Below are 20,479 nucleotides of genomic sequence, written 5' to 3'. Positions count from 1 at the left end.
TATGCTCGCCCTCGGCAAACTGCTTGAACTGACCCTCGCCGGTCGTGAACCGGCGCAAAAAATTCAACTGACTGTCGACGGCGTGCAGATGCGCTGGCTCAGCGAGGGCGCGCTTGAAGTGCGCCCACCTGAAGCGAAGGACAGCGGCGGCGACCTGCTGCTGTCGTCCGGCATCCATGGCAACGAAACCGCGCCGATCGAATTGCTCGACCGCCTGTTGCATGGCATCGCCCGTGGGGAGATCAAGCCCCGCACCCGTATTCTGTTCCTGTTCGGCAACCCCGAGGCCATGCGCCGCGGCGAGCGTTACCTGGAACTGGACGTCAACCGGCTGTTCAACGGCCGTCACGAACAAAATATCGGTCCGGAGGCCATGCGCGCCGCCGAGCTTGAGCAACTGGCCCGCAGCTTCTTCAGCCTGCCTGGCCGCTCGCGCCTGCATTACGACCTGCACACGGCCATTCGCGGCTCGAAGATCGAGCAGTTTGCGCTGTATCCCTGGAAGGAAGGTCGCCAGCATTCGCGCCATGAGCTGGCACGCCTGAACGCTGCCGGCATGCAAGCGGTGCTGTTACAGAACAAGACCTCGATCACCTTCACCGCGTTTACCTACGAGCAACTCGACGCCGAGGCTTTCACCCTGGAGCTGGGCAAGGCGCGGCCGTTCGGGCAGAACCAGGGCGTGGATGTATCTCGCCTGGAAACCCGCCTGAAGCAGATCATCGAAGGCACCGAGCCGCCCACCGACAGCCTGGACGGCCTGCAATTGTTTGCCGTATCGCGCGAAGTCATCAAACACAGCGATGCCTTCCTGATGCACTTGCCCGCTGACGTGGAGAACTTCTCGCCGTTGGCGCAGGGCTACCTGCTGGCCGAAGACGTGGCCAAGACCCGCTGGGTGATCGAGGAGGAGGGTGCGCGCATCATCTTCCCTAACCCGAAGGTGAAGAATGGCTTGCGGGCCGGGATTCTGATTGTGCCCACCACCGACGCAGCACTGGTTTAAGCACGTGTCTGTGTCGACCTGGATGCAGTACGCGGCGGCAGCCCCAACTCTTTGCGCAAACCGTTCTCGCTGAAAGGTTCGGGGTTGGTCGTAGTGGGTTCGGTGCTTGGGTCGTTATCATGCAGCAGCGCCCCCATAAAAAACGCCCCGGCAAGCGAGCTTGTCGGGGCGTTTTTTATGGGCTCAGTCTGTGTCAGACCGCCAGTTTTTGCTCACTGCGGCGGATCGCCCGCACTTTATGCAAGGTGTCGGCGCAGGTGCGCGCAGCTTCCTGGCCTTTGTGTACGAAGTGCTCGTAGAAGAAGGTCTGGTGTTCGCTGCCGGCGTGGAAGTGATGCGGGGTCAGGGACACCGAGAACACCGGCACTTCGGTTTCCAGCTGCACCTGCATCAGGCCGCTGACCACCGACTGGGCGACGAATTCGTGACGGTAGATACCACCGTCCACCACCAGCGCGGCGGCGACGATACCGGCGTAGCGGCCGGTCTTGGCCAGCAGCTTGGCGTGCAGGGGCATTTCAAATGCGCCGCCGACTTCGAAGAAATCGATGTCCGACTCCTGGTAGCCCTGGGCGATCATTTCGGCGAGGAAACCTTTGCGCGATTGGTCGACAATATCCTTGTGCCAGCAGGCCTGGATAAACGCGACGCGCTCGCCGTGGTGGTTTTTGCTTTTGCTGTCGATTGCGGTGGGTTGCATGTTCTGACTCCTGTTTAAGAATAAAACAGGGCGTTATGAATCGAATGGGATTTAAGGGTACGCAAGCACAATTCGTGCGCGGCCCTTAGGTGCCAATCCCGTTCTCTCTTCATCCGGACTATGACCGTCGGCCCCGGGATCACACCGGGTCTGCTGACCTTGTCGCCGTCCTGCCGGAGCAGTTCGAGGCGCCAAGCGCTCGCGGGCTATACACATTGCGTGTAATTACCGCCGGTGGGGAATTGCACCCCGCCCTGAGAACGTTGCCACCAGAACCCTGGCGGCGGAGAGTTTTTAACACGCTTTTTCGAAAACTGCACGACCGCTGTATCGATAAGCTATATCGCTTTGTTTGGTTGGTATTCGATTGAATGCATTGGGGGCTTGATATTCCGTGGCGTTGCCCGCAGTAATCACTCACAAAAGGAACTTACTCAACCCTTCAGAGGCTTGTTTCATGTCTGTGATCGACCTGCGCAGCGACACCGTGACCCAACCCACCCCCGGCATGCGGGACGCGATGGCCGCTGCCGTCAGCGGCGATGACGTATATGGCGAGGACCCCAGCGTCAATCGCCTCGAAGCCGAACTGGCCAAGCGCCTGGGTTTTGCCACCGCGTTGTTTGTGCCGACCGGCACCATGAGCAACCTGTTGGCGTTGATGGCCCACTGTGAACGCGGCGAGGAATACATCGTCGGCCAGCAGGCCCATACCTACAAATACGAAGGCGGTGGCGCGGCGGTGCTCGGTTCGATCCAGCCGCAACCCCTGGAAGTGCAAGCCGATGGTTCCCTGGACCTGGACCAGGTGCTGGCGGCGATCAAGCCCGACGACTTCCACTTCGCCCGCACCCGTTTGCTGGCGCTGGAAAACACCATGCAAGGCAAGGTACTGCCGCTGGATTACCTGGCAAAGGCACGGGCGTTCACCCGTGAACACGACCTGGCCCTGCATCTGGATGGCGCGCGGCTCTACAACGCAGCGGTCAAGCTCGGCGTGGATGCGCGCGAGATTGCCCAGCATTTCGATTCGGTGTCGGTGTGCCTGTCTAAAGGCCTTGGCGCGCCGATTGGCTCGGTGCTGTGCGGTTCCACGGCGCTGATCGCCAAGGCCCGGCGCCTGCGCAAGATGGTCGGCGGCGGCATGCGCCAGGCCGGTTCACTGGCGGCGGCGGGGCTGTATGCCCTGGATCACCAGGTGCAGCGCCTGGCTGACGACCACGCCAATGCCCAATGGCTGGGCGATGCGTTGCGCCAGGCCGGTTATGAGGTGGAGCCGGTGCAGACCAACATGGTCTACGTGCAGATCGGTGGCCAGGCTCAAGCCTTGAAGGCGTTTGCCGCCGAACGCGGGATCACATTGAGCGCCGCGCCGCGCCTGCGCATGGTCACGCATTTGGATGTCAGCCGGGCGCAGATCGAGCAGGTCGCGCAGACATTCGTCGAATTTTCGCGGAAATGACCGTGCAGACCGTCTAATTGAACGTTTCAATCGTATAAACACGCTGTACCACCGGCAAAGGGCCGATATAATGCGGCCCTTTGCCCTCGCTCCGTCTGATGATGTTGCGCACTGGCCTTTGGCCGCAGCCTCCGTGGAAGAACCTAATGAAAAGCGCAGAAATCCGTGAAGCCTTCCTTCGCTTCTTCGAAGAGCAAGGCCACACCCGTGTAGCCTCCAGCTCCTTGATCCCAGGCAATGACCCCACCCTGCTGTTCACTAACGCGGGGATGAACCAGTTCAAGGACTGCTTCCTGGGCCAGGAAAAGCGCGCCTACACCCGCGCCACCAGCAGCCAGAAGTGCGTACGCGCCGGCGGCAAGAACAGTGACCTGGAAAACGTCGGTTACACCGCGCGCCACCACACCTTCTTCGAAATGCTCGGCAACTTCAGTTTCGGCGACTATTTCAAGAAAGACGCGATCACCTTTGCCTGGACCTTCCTGACCGGCGTGCTGAAGCTGCCGAAGGAAAAACTCTGGGTCACCGTCTACGCGACCGACGACGAAGCGTATGACATCTGGACCAATGAAATCGGTGTACCGGTGGAGCGCATGATCCGCATCGGCGACAACAAGGGCGCGCCGTACGCCTCCGACAACTTCTGGACCATGGGCGATACCGGCCCGTGCGGCCCTTGCACCGAGATCTTCTACGATCACGGCGCCGACATCTGGGGCGGCCCACCGGGCTCGCCGGAAGAAGACGGCGACCGTTACATCGAGATCTGGAACAACGTGTTCATGCAGTTCAACCGCACCGCCGATGGCGTGTTGCATCCGCTGCCTGCGCCGTCGGTAGACACCGGCATGGGCCTGGAGCGGATCAGTGCGGTGATGCAGCACGTTCACTCCAACTACGAAATCGACCTGTTCACCAACCTGCTGAGCGCCTCGGCTGCCGCGATTGGCTGCGCCAACGAAAACCAGTCGTCGCTCAAAGTAGTGTCGGACCACATCCGTTCCTGCGGTTTCCTGATCGCCGATGGCGTGCTGCCGTCGAACGAAGGCCGTGGTTATGTGCTGCGTCGCATCATCCGTCGCGCCTGCCGTCACGGCAACAAGCTGGGCGCCACCGGCAGCTTCTTCTACAAAATCGTCGCCGCGCTGGTTGCCGAGATGGGCGAAGCCTTCCCGGAACTCAAGCAGCAGCAAGACAACATCGAGCGTGTGCTCAAGGCTGAAGAAGAGCAGTTCTCCAAGACCCTGGAACACGGCCTGAAGATCCTGGAGCAGGACCTGGCCGGGCTCAAAGGCACCGTGGTGCCGGGCGACGTGGTGTTCAAGCTTTACGACACCTACGGATTCCCCATGGACCTGACCGCCGACATTGCCCGTGAGCGCGAGCTGACCGTCGATGAGGCCGGTTTTGAGCGTGAGATGGAAGCCCAGCGCGTGCGCGCTCGCTCTGCCAGCTCCTTTGGCCTGGACTACAACACCTTGGTCAAGGTTGATGTGCCTACCGAGTTCATTGGTTACCAGGCGACCGTTGGCTCGGCCAAAATTGTTGCTATCTATAAAGACGGTAAATCGGTCGACGTGTTGAACGAAGGCGATGAGGCCGTTGTGGTCCTGGACCAGACGCCGTTCTACGCCGAGTCCGGCGGCCAGATTGGTGACTGTGGTTTCCTCAGCTCGACCTCCGGTCGTTTTGAGGTGCGCGACACCACCAAGACCGGCGGCGCGTTCCTGCATCACGGTGTGCTGGTGCTGGGCAACCTGACGGTCGGTGCGCCGGTAGACACCCAGGTCGATGCCGACGTACGGCATGCAACCGCTTTGAATCACTCCGCCACTCACCTGCTGCACGCCGCGTTGCGTCAGGTACTGGGTGATCACGTTCAGCAGAAGGGTTCGTTGGTCGACAGTCAGCGCCTGCGCTTCGACTTCAGCCACTTTGAAGCGATCAAGCCGGAGCAGATCAAGGCCCTGGAAGACATCGTCAACGCCGAGATTCGCAAGAACACAGCGGTGGAAACCGAAGAAACCGATATCGAAACCGCTAAAAAGAAAGGCGCCATGGCGCTGTTTGGCGAGAAGTACGGCGATGAAGTGCGCGTGCTGAGCATGGGCGGCAGCTTTTCGGTGGAGCTGTGTGGCGGTATCCACGCCAACCGTACCGGCGACATCGGCCTGCTGAAAATCATCAGCGAAGGCGGTGTGGCGTCCGGCGTGCGTCGTATTGAAGCGGTGACCGGCGCTGCGGCGCTGGCTTACCTCAATGCGGCTGAAGAACAACTCAAGGAAGCGGCGGGCCTGGTCAAGGGCAGCCGTGACAACCTGATCGACAAGTTGTCCGCCGTTCTGGAGCGCAACCGTGCGCTGGAGAAACAGCTGGAGCAGTTGCAGGCCAAGGCAGCCAGTGCGGCGGGCGATGATCTGTCGGCCAGCGCGCTGGACGTCAAGGGTGTGAAAGTCCTGGCCGTGCGCCTGGACGGTCAGGATGGCAAGGCGCTGTTGGCCTTGGTCGATCAGTTGAAGAACAAGCTCGGCCGCGCAGTGATCCTGCTCGGCGGTGTCCATGAGGAAAAGGTCGTTCTGGTTGCCGGTGTAACCAAAGACCTGACTGGCCAACTCAAGGCCGGTGATTTGATGAAACAAGCCGCCGCGGCAGTGGGCGGGAAGGGCGGTGGTCGTCCGGACATGGCGCAAGGCGGTGGTGTAGACGCCGGTGCCCTGGACGCGGCACTGGCCCTGACCGTGCCGTTTGTCGAGGCAGGTATTTAAGGCGCTGTTAATGAGCCCATGGTCTAGTCATGGGCTCGCTCGGTTGCTTGAATTTGTTTATTGGGCGCCCCTTTACGGGCTGAGGCGGCTTAGAAATGGCTTTGATCGTACAGAAATTTGGAGGCACCTCGGTCGGTTCTGTCGAAAGAATCGAGCAGGTGGCCGACAAGGTTAAGAAATTCCGCGATGCCGGCGACGACCTGGTGGTGGTGCTGTCGGCCATGAGCGGCGAGACCAATCGCCTGATCGACCTGGCCAAGGCAATCAGTGGTGATCAACAGCCGCTGCCACGTGAGCTGGATGTGATCGTGTCCACCGGCGAGCAGGTGACCATCGCGTTGCTGGCCATGGCGTTGAACAAACGCGGTGTGCCGGCGGTGTCCTACACTGGCAGTCAGGTGCGCATCCTCACTGACAGCGCGCATACCAAGGCGCGGATCCTGCAGATCGACGATCAGAAAATCCGTACGGATCTGAAAGCCGGGCGCGTGGTAGTTGTAGCAGGGTTCCAGGGTGTGGATGAGCACGGCAATATCACCACCCTGGGGCGTGGCGGTTCAGACACTACCGGCGTGGCACTGGCCGCGGCTCTGAAGGCCGATGAATGCCAGATCTACACCGATGTGGATGGCGTTTACACCACGGATCCGCGCGTTGTCTCCGTGGCCCAGCGCCTGGACAAGATCACCTTTGAAGAGATGCTGGAAATGGCCAGCCTCGGTTCCAAGGTGTTGCAAATCCGTGCGGTGGAATTCGCCGGCAAGTACAACGTTCCGCTGCGCGTATTGCACAGCTTCAAAGAGGGTCCGGGCACCCTCATTACTATTGATGAAGAGGAATCCATGGAACAGCCGATCATTTCCGGTATCGCTTTCAACCGTGATGAAGCCAAGCTGACTATCCGTGGCGTGCCGGATACCCCGGGTGTGGCTTTCAAGATCCTGGGCCCTATCAGCGGCGCGAACATCGAAGTCGACATGATCGTGCAGAACGTTTCGCACGATAACACCACCGATTTCACCTTCACCGTGCACCGCAACGAGTACGATGCGGCGGAGAAGATCCTGCAGAACACCGCGAGCGAGATTGGCGCCCGTGAAGTGGTCGGCGATACCAAGATTGCCAAGGTGTCGATCGTGGGTGTGGGCATGCGTTCCCATGCCGGCGTTGCCAGCCGCATGTTCGAGGCACTGGCCAAGGAAAGCATCAACATCCAGATGATCTCCACCTCGGAAATCAAGGTCTCGGTGGTCATCGAAGAGAAGTACCTGGAATTGGCTGTACGCGCACTGCATACCGCTTTTGAGCTGGACGCTCCGGCCCGACAGGGCGAGTGACGAAGTGCCAGGAAGGCGCGGTTTACCGCGCCTTTCCTTTTTTTGTAGGGCGCATGTTCTTTTGCGTGCGCTCGACAATACTTAGGCGGGTAGGGCTATGGCCTTTGGGTTGTAGGTCGAAGGCCTTTTTTTTGCAGACTGTTGTTCCTGAACTGAAATGCGTGAGGAGAAAGGTATGCTGATTCTGACTCGTCGTTGCGCAGAAAGCCTGATTATCGGTGATGGCGAAATCACCGTGACCGTGCTCGGCGTCAAAGGCAATCAAGTGCGTATCGGGGTTAACGCTCCGAAAGAGGTGGCGGTACACCGCGAGGAAATCTACCTGCGGATCAAGAAAGAGAAGGACGAAGAACCAAGCCTTTAATTTTTATCGTTTTTTATGTTTGCAAACGGGGATGAACGTGGTTAATATACGCCCCGTGTTGCGGAGAGCTGGCCGAGTGGCCGAAGGCGCTCCCCTGCTAAGGGAGTACACCTCAAAAGGGTGTCGGGGGTTCGAATCCCCCGTTCTCCGCCATTATTTGCTTAGTACGTTGCAATCTGGTTTTTTCGCTAAGTTGTTGAAAATTAACGAAAAAATAGCTTTACATAGAGATTGAACGGCCTATAATGCGCGGCAACAAATGCACTCGTAGCTCAGCTGGATAGAGTACTCGGCTACGAACCGAGCGGTCACAGGTTCGAATCCTGTCGAGTGCACCATTTAAGAGTCAGTTGCAGCAATGCAAGTGATTCGGTTACAACCAGTTGTGATCTGGTCTAAAAACACAATCTGCACTCGTAGCTCAGCTGGATAGAGTACTCGGCTACGAACCGAGCGGTCACAGGTTCGAATCCTGTCGAGTGCACCATACAAACAAAAAGCCCGCCTAGTGCGGGCTTTTTGCCGTCTGGGGTTTATGTAGGATTTTTTGTTTTTCTCTCGCGGCCATGTGTTTTCCTGCTTCACTGCGTCGTCGCAGTTCATAGATGCAGCCAATACTCAGCTTTGGCTCGCAAGCGCTTGTTCTTCCCAGTTTTTTGACGTTTAAAGTGGCCGGGCGGTGTATGATTGCGCCCGTCAGCCCCGCCGGGGCTTGTGGAATACCTCCATGGACTTACCCAGTAGTTGCTCAGTACCCCGTTTTACCAATCATGAATTGACTGATTGATCCTTCCGGCGTGCCCCGCTGCTGGGAGTGGAGTTCGCCTATGACCGAAGTAGAAGTAAAGAAAACACAAGAAAGCCTGCAGGACCGTCTGGCTCAAGTCATCGAGCTGCTGCAGCGCCAACGCGTGGTCGAAGACCTCACGCACCGCCAGGATGGCCCGAACAACAATCTGGTCGAAAACCTGGTTCACCGGCAAAACCTCGTTGAGTTGCAACGCAAGCTCGACGACCTTCACTCTGCCGACGTCGCCTACATTCTCGAAGCCTTGCCGCTGGACGATCGACTGACCCTCTGGCAGTTGGTCAAGGCTGAGCGAGATGGCGACATCCTGCTCGAAGTATCCGACTCGGTTCGTGAAACCCTGATCGCCGACATGGACGATCACGAACTCCTGGCTGCGGCCAAGGAGATGGATGCCGACGAACTGGCCGACCTGGCCCCTGAACTGCCCCGTGATGTTGTCCATGAGCTGATGGAAGCCCTCGATGGCCAGCAACGTGAGCGTGTGCGCTCCGCGCTGTCCTACGACGAGGATCAAGTCGGCGCGCTGATGGACTTCGAGATGGTCACCATCCGCGAAGACGTCAGTCTGGAAGTGGTCTTGCGTTACCTGCGTCGTCTCAAAGAGTTGCCGGGCCATACCGACAAGCTGTTTGTGGTCGACTATGAAGGCATTCTCAAGGGTGTTTTGCCAATCAAGCGGCTGCTGGTGAATGATCCAGACAAGAAAGTCGCAGACCTGATGGCCAGCGACACGGTGAGTTTCCACCCGGATGAAGACGCGTACGAGGCCGCACAGGCGTTTGAGCGTTATGACTTGATCTCGGCGCCGGTGGTCGACAAGAACGGCAAGCTGATCGGCCGTTTGACCATCGATGAAATGGTCGACCTGATTCGTGAAGAGAGTGAGACTGAAGTCCTCAACATGGCAGGTTTGCGTGAAGAGGAAGATATCTTTGCCTCGGTCTGGCGCTCACTGCATAACCGCTGGGCGTGGCTGGCCATTAACCTGATCACCGCTTTTATCGCGTCGCGGGTTATCGGATTGTTCGAGGGTTCGATCGAGAAGCTGGTGGCGCTCGCAGCACTGATGCCGATTGTGGCTGGTATCGGCGGTAACTCCGGTAACCAGACGATTACCATGATCGTGCGCGCCATGGCGCTGGATCAGGTGAGTACAGCGAACTCGTCGCGTCTGCTGCGCAAAGAGTTGGCGGTTGGCCTGATCAATGGCCTGGTGTGGGGTGGGGTGATCGGTGTGGTGGCCTACTTGCTGTATGGCAGTTGGTCGCTCGGTGTGGTGATGACCGCAGCTATGACGCTCAACCTGCTGCTGGCGGCGCTGATGGGGGTACTGATCCCGATGACCCTGGCCCGCCTTGGGCGCGACCCGGCAATGGGTGCCAGCGTAATGATCACGGCCATGACCGACAGTGGTGGCTTCTTCATATTCCTGGGTTTGGCAACGATCTTCCTGCTCTGATCTTGCATGGCGCGCCGGCTTCCTCTGCAGGAGCTGGCTTGCCTGCGATCGCATCCCCTCGGTTTAACTGATAGACCGTATCGCTCGGATCGCCGGCAAGCCGGCTCCTACAAAAAATCCCACGCAAAAAAAAGCCAGCACAGGGCTGGCTTCGGCTTTCAGTTGCAGATCAATTGGCTTCTGCGGCCGCCTCAACGTCATGCGCGATAAGCGAGACGAGAGCATTTTGCTGGCGGTGGGAGAGCTGACGAAAACGCTGCAGCAGTTCGCGTTCGTGCAGCGACAGCTCGGGGCTGTCCAGGCGCATGCTCAACTCGTCGCCCAGCGCACCTTCCTGAATGAGGCTTTGTTCCAGGCGCGCGATGATTTCGGAGTTCATGCTGCGGTGATGATTGCGAGCCACCTCGGCAATGCGTTCCCGCATTCCGTCTGGCAGACGTACGACGAACTTGTCAGCCGTACGGCTGGAATAAATTGCCTGTTTCAATGGGCGCATATATTTAACCGGTTAGTTCAGGGGAGCGGTTTTTGGAATTGGCCGCAAGATGAGTGTTAAGACAAGGCTCACGACCAAAGTTCAACCTGAATTGCAAAGAGGCCGCATCATGCCTCAGATTTGACATTTCCTTGGCGTCAATTCTGTGACAAATATTGAACTGGCTAAAGGCTTTATGCCAGCACTGATTTGCATTTTTGCGGACTGGTTGGAAAAATTTTCAACGCGTGAATCCGCGATGGAACTTGCCGTCAGCCCATGCCGCCACAGGGTTTGAGGCCGCACATCCTATAGCAAAGTGGCCTTTTGCCCTTAAGTTTAAGACTAGTGGCAATTTGCCGATTAGCGAGGGGAAGGCGACATAAGGTAGGGAGGTGGGTTAGCGCAAGACTGGGTCGAATTTGATGCGTCGACCCACGATCAAGGTGAGCAACAACAGGCTGGCAAACACGCCACTGGCGACGAATGCGGTCGTTTGGCCGTCTTGGGATTCAGCCCCCAGGCCGAGAATCCCTGTTGATGCGGTCATGCATAAAAACAGCCAGGCAAATTTGTTCATCAGAGGTTCCTCAGAAAACCCAGTGCCCAGAGGCGGGTGCGGACTGAGTGTCTTGGGTAAGGCGTACAGGCGATTGCGCATTGGGGGTCATCACCGCCAGTTGCGGGCGTTGCTGCAGGTGATGTGGCACGGCCTGGCTGATCTGCGCAGGATCGTTGCTGCCGGTCGATTGAAAGTGAAACATCAGCAATGCAGCCAGGGCTACGGTGTTGAGGGCTAACAGAAGGGCACTGTTCATGGTCATGTTCTCCGCTTAACGCCGTGGCTTATTGGGTTTGTAGGAGAAGTATTGCAGGTGTCGTGCCAATCTATTAGTTCAATAAAATCAAAGGCTTGAGTCTACTTTAAACGATTGAAAGGTTGCAATTTGCAATGATGGCTTTTTGGGGGAGTGCATTTTGCACGATGGGCTCGCGGGCCTGTATTTTCGGGGTCAGGGCGGGATAAATGAGGTCGGTATCGGCCTACACTCAAAAAGCCTACGGACGACATGACAAAACCCACCTCGGCCGTTAACATGCACGCCGTCCGTCGCCGCGCCTTCAGCGCAGCGGCTGTCATTTGTCCCAGTAGCTCAATTGGATAGAGCATCCCCCTCCTAAGGGGAAGGTTGGCCGTTCGAACCGGCCCTGGGACACCATATAAATCAAGCCTTTTAGGCCGTCAGCCGAAATTGTCATTTGCTTCGTGACAGCAGGGTGACAGCATCAGGCACAGAAAGCCCCGCTAGGAAATCATCCTGCGGGGCTTTTTTCGTAGGAATGCTAGCTGCTGGCAAGGAGGCTTTATGAAGTACGGTAGAAACGAGCAGTGTTTCTGTGGGTCAGGAAAAAAATATAAGCATTGCCACTTGGGACGCGAGCAAGAACCGCGTGTGAACCCTTGGGACATAAGTGCTGCTGTGAGAAAGGAATTCTCCGTAAAACTTTGTTCTGCGCCTGATGTGATGCATGAAAAATGCTCTGGCAAAATCATTGCTGCTCATACCGTGCAACGCTCAGGAAGCCTGAGCGAGATCGCAAGAGATGGTCATGTTTTGACCTTTGTGCCCTCTTTTGAAAATCTCACAAAGCACAAGGGGCTCCTTCATCCCGAACTGGTTGGAATTCGTAAAGCTTCGACATTTTCCGGTTTCTGCTCGAGGCACGACGACGAACTGTTCGCACCAGTTGAGAAAGAGGTTTTTGGCGGGAGCCAGCAGCAGTGCTTTCTGTTGGCCTACCGGGCATATGCAAGGGAGATATATACGAAGAGGGCGGCTGCGGAGACAGCAAAGCTGCAGAAAGATCTTGATCGGGGCCGATCACTAGACACCCAAATGTCTATGCAGATGTTTAATTTCACCCAGGGGCTCGGCCTAGACGCAGCATTGAGGGATATCGAGCATCACAAACCGCGGTTTGAGGTGCCACTTCTCAGCGATGATTATTCCGTCGTTCGATCGTACATCATCGATTTAGAGGGGCCTCCACCAGTCATGTGTAGTGGCACCTACCCTCCTGAAAGAGATTTCGAAGGAAAGCGGCATCAAGATCTGGTGGATATCACTGCTACGCCTCACCTGCTTAGCGTGACGTCTTTCTATGGAGGTGAAAACGGTCATGTTGTCTTTACGTGGCTACCAGAAGACGATCCTGTCTGCCTTCCGGTGATTCAAACCCTCGAGAAGATTAGCGATGAGGATCTCTCCTCAAGGATCGTTTGCTTTCTATTCGAACACTTTGAGAACCTGCATATATCACCCAATTGGTGGGAATCGCTCGAAAAAGCTACTCAAAATGCGCTGATACAGCGAATGATGGGTGATATGCCTACTATGTTTGGTGCGCCGCGCTTGAGGCATGCGAAATGCCAGATACCTTCGTGGAACGTTATAAATCGTTACCGCGTCGGGTGCTGAGTGCTACGACTGGCGCTCACCCTTGCTCAGACATTTCTTTGATTCGAAGTACCGTAGTAGTCGAGCAATCCGCGTGCCTGGCTGTCGCCCGAATACCTAAACCAGCCTTGAGCAACTCCTTCACCCGCTTATGCAAGTCGGCATCCACTGGCCGCCCCTGGTACTTACCAGCGGCCTTAGCCTTCTCTATGCCCTGGGCCTGTCTATCGCGGCGCTGCTCGTAATCCTTGCGCGCGATCGCGGCCATCATCTCCACCAGCATTGAGTTGATTGCACCCAACATCCGGCCGGTGAACTCGTCGCCCTTGGTGTCCTGCATTCCCTGGTGGCTGGTTGGCAGGTCGAGCGCAACGATGCGCAGGCCCTTGGAGTCGATAGCGGTCTTGAGCTTTTGCCAGTCCTCAACCGGTAGACGGGAGAGACGGTCTATCGATTCCACCAGCAGCACGTCACCCTTGCGGGCATCCTTGAGCAGGCGCAGCAACTCAGGCCGGTCGGCTTTGGCTCCGCTGGCGTTCTCGAGGTACACGCTCGCAATGACCTTGTTGTGATCGCTGGCGAACTGCTCGAGCGAGGCCCGGGCACGGCCGGCGTCTTGTTCTTCGGTGGAGGCTCGGAGGTATGCGCGGATGAACATTATGGGTGCCTGTATCAGTTAGGGCGTTCTACTAATACTGTTGCACTTTGGGTGTCACTTATCAAGCGAAAAGCCCGAGAAAGGCAAAATAAGCCTGTATCTGGATAGGCATACCCTATGCGACATCTCTTCAGATCACCGTTTAGCTTTGTGATATAAGATTAGTTCCTTGAGCCATCGGCCTGGTTTTCAGAAAGGGTCGTTACGCAAAGTTATACATCAGAGGTCTTCTGGAAGGCGGAATATGCAGCTAGTGTTGGATACGAATCAATTTAAATCACCAAGACTAAATGCTTTTCTTTCGAAGTCCGCGAAAAATCGAGTAGTGCTCTTCGACTATTCCGCGATGGAGATGTACAAGGCCGGCGGAATAGAAGCGATTCTCGAGCAGATGGAAATTCTTGGGCGATTCAGTGATCAAGTAATTGTATTGAAGGATACGATGTCAGTTTGCGCGCAGCGAGGCCGTAGGGCAGGGCTTCAGCGTCGTCTAATTGATAAAAAACATACGAACATCTTTCGTGGTTTTGTATCAGCACTAGAAGAAGCTCGGGCTGGTGATGAGAAAAAAATCAAGCAGGTTGAGGCGCATAAAAACAGTTCAGCAGCCCAGATGCTGAGGGTCTTGGATGATGCCGCCACCATGGGGTTGGCCTTTCCAAAGCTCCTGGAAAATTATTCAAAGGAGGAGCGGGCGAGGATTAAGGGAGGTGATTTATATAGCTCAGATATAGTTAATAAAATAATGGATGAGGTTCTGTCAATTTCAGCTATGGTGCTCCATCAGCACCCTTCTGTTCGCTATTGGCCTAGTTTTGAAGAGCTACCTTATACTTTCATTTTTAGATTGGTATTTTGTACATATTTGCTGGCCTTGGATCGAGCTGTTGTAGGCTTTCCTTCAAACATTAAGCCAGAAAGCATTCGCAATGATTTAATAGATATGTATTTTGTGGCATACGGAACATTTTTCGATGGAGTTATGTCTTCAGATCGACGAGTCAATAGGATATATGAACAGGTCGATCTGATGCTGAAAGGTCTGTTGATTTAGGCTTTTATAGCGCGGTTTTTTATTCTTTCTATTAGTGGCTTTTTACCAAGTTTATGCCGCTTACATTCGATCCTCAGCGTAAATAGCAGCGCTGATGATCGCGCCACCCCAGCGGCGCTCGCCGATGCAAAGCGGTACCGGGTTGCCGGAGGCTGTGGTATTCCGAGCGGAGCCAAACGCATATCCCGGCGTGTTTTCTGGCGCTGCGCTCGTCTTGAGGCCGCCAGCCTGGGGGCTGAGCATTTGGATTACGCCGCCGGCGACCATACCCACTCCTGATGCAAACAGCCCGGCTGATACCGGGGGCGCCCAGAACGTGAAGAATGAGGCTGCGATCAGCACGGCGCCGATGACGGTTTGCAGAACTCCAGAGCGTTTGCTGCCTACGATCACAGGGGCAATGATGATGTCGCCTTTGCCTTGAAATCCAAGCTCACCCTCACCGATATTTTTCTTGCCTCGAAAGACTGCGAACACGAGCCCGCGAGACTTTGCGTTAGACAGAAACCGTTCAAACCCTGGGATCTGCACTGACAATGCTTTGATCGCCTCGGCCGGCGTGCGGACGGAGAACTGGTAGGACTTACCGAACTGCCGTAGTTGCCCGCACAGCTTGATGGTGGTGAGTGGGGCATATTCAATTGCTGTGGCGGCCATGGGGCCTCCTATAGATTGGTAGAAGGGGCTGGAAGCCCAAGGCGAATGGCGAGTACAGCGCGCGACATATGCGCCTGGTCGATGGTCAGTTGCTCCTGGCGCGGGTCGTAGTTCCACACCCGGTTGTAGATCGAATCGCTGGCCCGGGCGCCTCGGAATGTGCCCCTCAGCATGTCGGCGGAAACCCTGGCCTCTTCCTCAGTGAAGAAGGGGCCGTCGACTGTCACTTGTTGGCCACCACTGACGTGCTGGACCTCCCACACCGTGTAGCCGGCGTACGGCCCCTGGGTCAGTTCGTAGGGTTTGAATTTCTGCGTTTTGCACGCTTCGGTGAAACGCTCTTGAAAGGTCATGTCTTCACACTCACAGAGTCTGCCGTTGATCGGCGCCACCAATACTTGCGTAGCGCACGGGCGCGACAGTTAGGCCGCTTCGGATTGATCAGGAGACGCTTTTGCGGAGGTGCGAGAGGGCATTTTTGCCAGCCATTCGCGAAGCGCTTCGGAGCCTTCGCAGCCCGATCTCCACTTCTCAAACCGGCCGGTGTACCCATTCGAATTGGCGACCATACCGCTCAGTGCGACACCGGCATTGGAGGCTGTGGCCAGCACGTCGTCGTAGATCGCTAGCATCTGCTTGAGCCCTTCGATGTCCTCGGCGCGGGACGCTGCAATACCTGCACGCGAAAGGCTGTCAGCCGCCTCTGGCGATAGCCCGGAAAGCATTGGGTTTGCCCTGAGCACCGCCTCTACAACGTCGGGATGACTACCTGCACGCGCCTCAGCGACCAGTCGCTGGCGCTCTTCCGGCTTGAGGCTACGCATGATGGCTCGTAGCTCCTGATCGGCCAGGAAACCAACAACGTCCGAGCTTGCGCGCGGCGTGACCGCGGCAAAGCCGCTGGCCACTGTTTGGGCCAACGTGAGCATATCTTTTGCTGCCTTCTCCATCGCCGGCATCAGGGCGGGGATGATTCCATCAATCTGCTCCTTGCCCTTGCGCTCGATGGCTGCGGCGTTGAGGTCCTTGTTCTCGCGAATCGAGAGGATTTCTTCTCCGAGGTCCTTGAACGCCTCCAGGGACAATCCCTGCAAATGGCGGACAGACTTCAGCAAGCCACCGGCCTGCCAAGTGCCTTTGGTGCCATCGGGTCGTTGAATGTTGAATGTTCTTGCCTCTACCTGGGAGTGCTCGTATTCGGAGTAATGGAGGTTGGCCAAGCCAACTTTGAGGACGGATCGTTTGCCGATTTTCATGGAGTTACCTTTTGATTGTCTGGCCGTTGGGCGGCCGGTTCTTGGTCTGAGGATTCGCTCAGGATTTGGAGTAGGGACAAGTTTTCTCGGGCGCCACCGCCGGCTGCTGCTTCGTGCAACTCGTCCATAAGGGCGCTGATCTCTCGCACGTCACGATTGAACTGAGTGAGCCCGGATTGCTGGCGCAGCTTGGCCACCTGGCTACGGATGTTCATGGCGGGCCTCGATGATCAGTTGGTACTGTTCTGCGACGTGATTTTTGATGTCTTTCCCGTCAGCCAAGGGCGGGAAGATCCGGGCACCAGGACTTGGGAATGGCCGCATATCCATCACACCTACCGGGGCAGGACGGCGGAGGCTTTCAGTTGCGCGGACGTGGAGAATGAACGCCTCTGCTAGATTGGCCGCGTCATAGCTGTTCATGGTGCGCAGTGGGAAGTGCATGACCGTCTGTACGCCCTGGACGGGATAGTTGAACGAATGGCCCACTGTCTCGGGGTAATCCATCTCCCCCTCAACCGCGTCGACCCTGCAGTCCACCACCGTCAACATAACGAGCACTGTCTCTTCGTCTCCGGTGCCGATCTTCTCTGCAATTCGCTTGAGCTCGGCCCGCATCCACTTAATGCTCATTGCCGTATTCCCTCCATCTGTTCGCGGAGTTCTTCGACGGCCTTCTGTAGCTCGGCAACTTCGATAACCCGGGCAACAGCGCCCAGCCCTTCGATCAATGCTTTGCCTTGGTCGGGCGGTAGCTCGCCGGCGGCAACTGCGCGAAGGATTGATTTGGCTGCGCTGGGTAGGTCGGTATCGTCGAGGTCGAAGCACACTGTCTCGGCAGTTGGCTTGATTGGCGGTACCAGGCGTTCAAGGATCAGACGGCAAGCCTGCATATCGCCCTTCTTGGCCGCTGTCAGAACCTTCTTTGTCACGGCGTCTGCACCTTCCGCGAGGCGGGCGCGCAACTCTTGCGTCTGGCCGGAACGACCACCGGGATTACCCGACTGCCCGGGCTTCCATTTGCCGGCTTTATCGCGATCAGTCATGCGCTGGGCGATTCCATGGCTATGACCGGTTTGTTTTCAGCGAGAGCTATCAGAAGGGCGGATGCTTGAACGCTTCCGTCGGCTGCGGCTTCGCGAAGGCGGCCCCAGGCGGCGGCAACTTCGGATCGAGTTGGTTTGTGCTGGCGTCCTCGGGCGGGCTTAGCTGTGTTCATAGATGCTGCCTCGAATGGGTTTTGAGTGGCTCAAAAACTCACATTAGGCATGATCTGATCATTTATCCAGTGCTTTTTAGGTGCACTCTAGGTGATACACATAACCGGATTAAACGGGACTGAAATAGTTAGTTTTGGCGTGATTGAAGAGGGCGTTTTTGTTGCATTAAGTCGAGGGTAGGCAAAGTGATACACGGCCGGGTTTTCGGCTCACTCCGTCCTCAGATTGAGGACTGAGAGGGGAGGGCTGACCTACCGTTTCGGTATGTCAGGTTTATGCGCCACGTTTTGCGAGATGTGAAAACGTGGCGCGTATCGGATATGAGCAAGTTTGCTCACATCTTCCTAAAATGGGGAAATACCCCTGATCGGTGGGATTTACGAACCACAGAGAAATCCTCGGCAGTTGGCAGCCCAGGCGGGGTGAGAGAACTCCAATTCGGCCAGGATGGTTTAAAGGTGAGCAAGGACCACATTTGGGTGAGGGTGTTGCTGTCACAGCATCGCCTGTTCCAGCCTGCTGTCAGGCCCGACGCGCGTTCGGTAACGGGGAAGGACGTTCGCAGCGTTAGCGGGATGTGTCGGAATATCCGGAACTTCTGTCTCCTGGCTTTTCAGGAGTCGCTGTTTTTGGATCGTCCTGCAGTCAGGCGATACGGTCCGATTCGGCTCATTCGGTCTGTCTCGCAACCAACGAAATCAATAGAATTGGTAGGTTGGCCAGGTGTTGGGGAATCCCTCGGATCTGAGGGATTCTCTAACGTGTTGCTTTCCACACTCTGTGGAGCTTCCACCACGCTCAGTGAGATGAAATTGTCTCAGAGGGCGCAACGCGTCACACTAAGCGCCAGTCCAATTTCAGCAGGGAAGCACTACGCTGAGAATGATGCTTCGAATTGTAGGAATAGTGATTAGGGAGAGGGCGTAGAATTGCGTAAAATTATAAATAGTCCTATAGGGACTGCACTTCTTGTTGTGCTAGTTGCTTTTATAATTATTGTTACAATTAGCTCGGCTTGGGATTTTATAAGCACTACTGTTTTTCCAGATACGACTATAGGCGTATATAATAGAGGGTTTTGGGAAAATGTGCTTGTTGAGCTGCATGGGATGCTTATAGAGCTTGCCGTTGTCGGTGTGCTTTTGTTGTGGTTGGATGGGCGACGAGAGCATGCAAGTTCTGTATTGCAGAGCAAGGAGGAACTTATTGATTATGCGGAGCTTGACTTTCCGGAGGCTCACTTGAGGAAGATGGGGGCTTTAAAAAGATTAAGTATTGCCGGTAATACAAATTTTGTTGTAAGAGATTTGCATTTGGTGGGCAGGGATTTAAAAAGCTTGAAGCTGAAGGGTTGCAGCGTAATTGGTATGAAATTGACAGGGGGTAAAGTAACTTCGACCACCTTTGAAAGCGTTGAGATGAGATCTTCAAATTTCGTCGATTGCAAAATTAAGAGCACACTTTTTATATCTGGAAGCATGTATAAGTGTAATTTTCAAGGCGCCACCTTGATTGATGTTAGGTTTGAAGGTGTGGATATAAGAAAGGCAGAGTTTGTCAATTGTATAATGACTAATACGGTTTTCAAAAAGGTGAGCTTAGCCGGTGTGAAGTTCGATGGCGCGAATTTGGGTCGATGCAGCTTCTTGGGTGCACAGGATATTGACATTGCTCAACTGGCTAAAGCTGATAATTTAGATTACATATCAATTTCAACAGAGTTGTTGAAGGAGTTGATAGCGATTCGGCCAGATATGAAGTATCAGCGGAGTAATCGTCGGCCTTGAGGGAATTGAACCCTCTCACTAGTAAACTAGCTGACCCGCATCTGGCCACGAGCGTTGACAATACGTCAGCACTACATTTTCGTCAAGCCAGCAGAATACGCCCGCGCGTAATAGCCGCAGGCAGTTCAGGTAGCTCGACTAATGGGGAATGGGCAGAGCAGGAATTTTTATCGGGATGACGAGCTACGTTGGCGGCCCTTATCTGTTCTCTGTCGTGAGGTTGAGGCAAGCAGACCTGATGAGTCGGCTCACTAGGTCTGTCTCGTCGATGTGAGAGCGATTACCGATCGGCCAGATAGACCAAAACGTCTCAGTGAGACCAAACCATCCCACTTAGACCGAAACGTCTCACTCGGCACGGTAAGATTCTAAGGCTAGGCTGGGCATTGTCCTTTCCAAATGTTTTGACAAGACAGCGACCTAACGACCGCAAGGAGCGCGCAAATGATCAGCGTTTATATTGACGCAAATGTCTGGAATCTACTGTTCGACCATCAAATAGATCTAACCGCAGAGTTTCCAGCTAACCAGTACTGTCTTTGCATGACCCGGGAAGCGGAGTTTGAGATACCACCAATCCCCGAGGAGAAGGCTGAGCTGAAGACCTTCATCAACACAACGGTCCAGCGGGCCGTCAAGACAGTTCCGCTATTCGGTTTCTACGACGAGTCTGTGCCGGTGGATGAACAACGATATGGGGGGTTCGATCAGGGTTGCTTCGCAAGCGAGGCGGAGTTGGCGTTTATGGCGCAGCAGCGGAGTACCATCGGTGCGCGCATGAAAGCTAAATCAAGGCTTTATCCTAACGAAGCAGATGTAGCATTGGCTTCCCGATCCTTCGAATCGGTTGTTCTCACTTTGGACGCTAAGAAGGGGCCGCTGAACACCGCTTATCAGCAGGGCGGTCAAGTTGTGTTCCTGGATCAGTTCCTCACATCCGGCCTCTGCCTAAGAGCGTTCGTAGAGCGAGCAATAGCATCCAACTAGGAGTAAGGGCCGCCGGCCTTTA

The 20,479-nt window shown here is 55.7% G+C and carries 21 protein-coding genes, 4 tRNA genes and 1 riboswitch; of the genes, 14 read left to right on the top strand and 11 right to left on the bottom strand.

From position 1 onward, the window contains the following. Position 1: 1 nt before the first annotated feature. Positions 2-1,006: a succinylglutamate desuccinylase gene (astE, locus tag RB216_RS22635; protein WP_028617612.1), complete on the top strand. Its 1,005-nt coding sequence runs from the start codon at positions 2-4 to the stop codon at positions 1,004-1,006. A 193-nt stretch (positions 1,007-1,199) separates the two neighbouring features. Here the strand turns inward: astE and RB216_RS22625 are convergent, their stop codons facing one another. Further along, positions 1,200-1,706 carry a 6,7-dimethyl-8-ribityllumazine synthase gene (locus tag RB216_RS22625; protein WP_010208324.1) on the bottom strand — a complete coding sequence of 169 codons (507 nt, stop codon included), beginning with the start codon at positions 1,704-1,706 and terminating at the stop codon, positions 1,200-1,202. Positions 1,707-1,802: 96 nt separating this feature from the next. Then, a riboswitch (FMN riboswitch) is annotated at positions 1,803-1,972 on the bottom strand. A 191-nt stretch (positions 1,973-2,163) separates the two neighbouring features. On the opposite strand from RB216_RS22625, the gene ltaE reads away from it, so the two are divergent. From ltaE to mgtE, 8 genes are all read left to right on the top strand, one after another. Then, the gene (ltaE, locus tag RB216_RS22620) at positions 2,164-3,168 is read left to right on the top strand and encodes a low-specificity L-threonine aldolase (RefSeq protein WP_308907924.1); all 1,005 of its coding nucleotides are present in this window, start codon (positions 2,164-2,166) and stop codon (positions 3,166-3,168) included. Positions 3,169-3,314: 146 nt separating this feature from the next. Beyond that, a complete protein-coding gene (gene alaS, locus RB216_RS22615) occupies positions 3,315-5,933 on the top strand; it encodes an alanine--tRNA ligase (protein WP_028617610.1) in 2,619 nt (872 codons plus the stop codon). A 95-nt stretch (positions 5,934-6,028) separates the two neighbouring features. Continuing rightward, positions 6,029-7,270, top strand: coding sequence for an aspartate kinase (locus RB216_RS22610; RefSeq protein ID WP_028617609.1), 1,242 nt, complete (start codon positions 6,029-6,031; stop codon positions 7,268-7,270). Positions 7,271-7,445: 175 nt separating this feature from the next. Beyond that, complete coding sequence (gene csrA, locus RB216_RS22605) at positions 7,446-7,634, top strand: carbon storage regulator CsrA (protein WP_003175645.1); 189 nt, start codon at positions 7,446-7,448, stop codon at positions 7,632-7,634. Between the two features lie 62 nt (positions 7,635-7,696). Then, positions 7,697-7,787: transfer RNA gene (locus RB216_RS22600), tRNA-Ser, on the top strand. A gap of 108 nt (positions 7,788-7,895) precedes the next feature. Continuing rightward, a tRNA-Arg gene (locus RB216_RS22595) sits at positions 7,896-7,972 on the top strand. Between the two features lie 72 nt (positions 7,973-8,044). After that, positions 8,045-8,121: transfer RNA gene (locus RB216_RS22590), tRNA-Arg, on the top strand. 340 nt (positions 8,122-8,461) lie between these two features. After that, entirely contained in the window at positions 8,462-9,904 is a 1,443-nt protein-coding gene (mgtE, locus tag RB216_RS22585; protein ID WP_028617608.1) for a magnesium transporter, read from the top strand. Between the two features lie 169 nt (positions 9,905-10,073). Here the strand turns inward: mgtE and RB216_RS22580 are convergent, their stop codons facing one another. From RB216_RS22580 to RB216_RS22570, 3 genes are all read right to left on the bottom strand, one after another. Continuing rightward, positions 10,074-10,400, bottom strand: coding sequence for an Arc family DNA-binding protein (locus RB216_RS22580; protein WP_003175643.1), 327 nt, complete (start codon positions 10,398-10,400; stop codon positions 10,074-10,076). A 379-nt stretch (positions 10,401-10,779) separates the two neighbouring features. Beyond that, positions 10,780-10,959 carry a PA3371 family protein gene (locus RB216_RS22575; RefSeq protein WP_028617607.1) on the bottom strand — a complete coding sequence of 60 codons (180 nt, stop codon included), beginning with the start codon at positions 10,957-10,959 and terminating at the stop codon, positions 10,780-10,782. Between the two features lie 10 nt (positions 10,960-10,969). Further along, entirely contained in the window at positions 10,970-11,197 is a 228-nt protein-coding gene (locus RB216_RS22570; protein ID WP_028617606.1) for a hypothetical protein, read from the bottom strand. Positions 11,198-11,522: 325 nt separating this feature from the next. Between RB216_RS22570 and RB216_RS22565 the strand changes: the two genes are divergently transcribed. Both RB216_RS22565 and RB216_RS22560 read left to right on the top strand, forming a co-directional pair. Beyond that, positions 11,523-11,599 (top strand) — tRNA-Arg (locus RB216_RS22565). Positions 11,600-11,746: 147 nt separating this feature from the next. Further along, positions 11,747-12,859, top strand: a complete 1,113-nt coding sequence (locus tag RB216_RS22560; protein ID WP_308907923.1) for an SEC-C domain-containing protein — start codon at positions 11,747-11,749, stop codon at positions 12,857-12,859. A gap of 16 nt (positions 12,860-12,875) precedes the next feature. Here the strand turns inward: RB216_RS22560 and RB216_RS22555 are convergent, their stop codons facing one another. Beyond that, entirely contained in the window at positions 12,876-13,496 is a 621-nt protein-coding gene (locus RB216_RS22555; protein WP_308907922.1) for a recombinase family protein, read from the bottom strand. A gap of 244 nt (positions 13,497-13,740) precedes the next feature. On the opposite strand from RB216_RS22555, the gene RB216_RS22550 reads away from it, so the two are divergent. Next, the gene (locus tag RB216_RS22550; protein ID WP_308907921.1) at positions 13,741-14,550 is read left to right on the top strand and encodes a hypothetical protein; all 810 of its coding nucleotides are present in this window, start codon (positions 13,741-13,743) and stop codon (positions 14,548-14,550) included. Between the two features lie 60 nt (positions 14,551-14,610). Here the strand turns inward: RB216_RS22550 and RB216_RS22545 are convergent, their stop codons facing one another. From RB216_RS22545 to RB216_RS22520, 6 genes are all read right to left on the bottom strand, one after another. After that, a complete protein-coding gene (locus tag RB216_RS22545) occupies positions 14,611-15,207 on the bottom strand; it encodes a tail assembly protein (RefSeq protein ID WP_308907920.1) in 597 nt (198 codons plus the stop codon). A gap of 8 nt (positions 15,208-15,215) precedes the next feature. Next, the gene (locus RB216_RS22540) at positions 15,216-15,560 is read right to left on the bottom strand and encodes a hypothetical protein (RefSeq protein ID WP_308907919.1); all 345 of its coding nucleotides are present in this window, start codon (positions 15,558-15,560) and stop codon (positions 15,216-15,218) included. Between the two features lie 69 nt (positions 15,561-15,629). Continuing rightward, positions 15,630-16,463 (bottom strand): hypothetical protein, encoded by an 834-nt coding sequence (locus tag RB216_RS22535; protein WP_308907918.1) that lies wholly within the window; start codon positions 16,461-16,463, stop codon positions 15,630-15,632. After that, the gene (locus tag RB216_RS22530; RefSeq protein WP_308907917.1) at positions 16,460-16,678 is read right to left on the bottom strand and encodes a hypothetical protein; all 219 of its coding nucleotides are present in this window, start codon (positions 16,676-16,678) and stop codon (positions 16,460-16,462) included. Before RB216_RS22530 ends, RB216_RS22535 begins: the two co-directional genes overlap by 4 nt. Then, the gene (locus RB216_RS22525; protein WP_308907916.1) at positions 16,665-17,096 is read right to left on the bottom strand and encodes a hypothetical protein; all 432 of its coding nucleotides are present in this window, start codon (positions 17,094-17,096) and stop codon (positions 16,665-16,667) included. The genes RB216_RS22530 and RB216_RS22525 overlap by 14 nt, the downstream gene beginning before the upstream one ends. Beyond that, complete coding sequence (locus RB216_RS22520) at positions 17,093-17,509, bottom strand: DUF5681 domain-containing protein (RefSeq protein ID WP_308907915.1); 417 nt, start codon at positions 17,507-17,509, stop codon at positions 17,093-17,095. Before RB216_RS22520 ends, RB216_RS22525 begins: the two co-directional genes overlap by 4 nt. A 1,103-nt stretch (positions 17,510-18,612) precedes the next feature. Between RB216_RS22520 and RB216_RS22515 the strand changes: the two genes are divergently transcribed. Further along, positions 18,613-19,470 carry a pentapeptide repeat-containing protein gene (locus tag RB216_RS22515; RefSeq protein ID WP_308907914.1) on the top strand — a complete coding sequence of 286 codons (858 nt, stop codon included), beginning with the start codon at positions 18,613-18,615 and terminating at the stop codon, positions 19,468-19,470. 444 nt (positions 19,471-19,914) lie between these two features. After that, positions 19,915-20,457: a hypothetical protein gene (locus RB216_RS22510; protein ID WP_308907913.1), complete on the top strand. Its 543-nt coding sequence runs from the start codon at positions 19,915-19,917 to the stop codon at positions 20,455-20,457. The last annotated feature ends 22 nt before the right edge of the window (positions 20,458-20,479 follow it).

The sequence above is a fragment of the Pseudomonas canadensis genome, assembly GCF_030980095.1.
GTDB classification, from domain to species: Bacteria; Pseudomonadota; Gammaproteobacteria; order Pseudomonadales; family Pseudomonadaceae; genus Aquipseudomonas; species Aquipseudomonas canadensis.
Note: the sequence above shows the minus strand (reverse complement) of the source record. Positions and strands in the feature narration are given on the sequence as shown.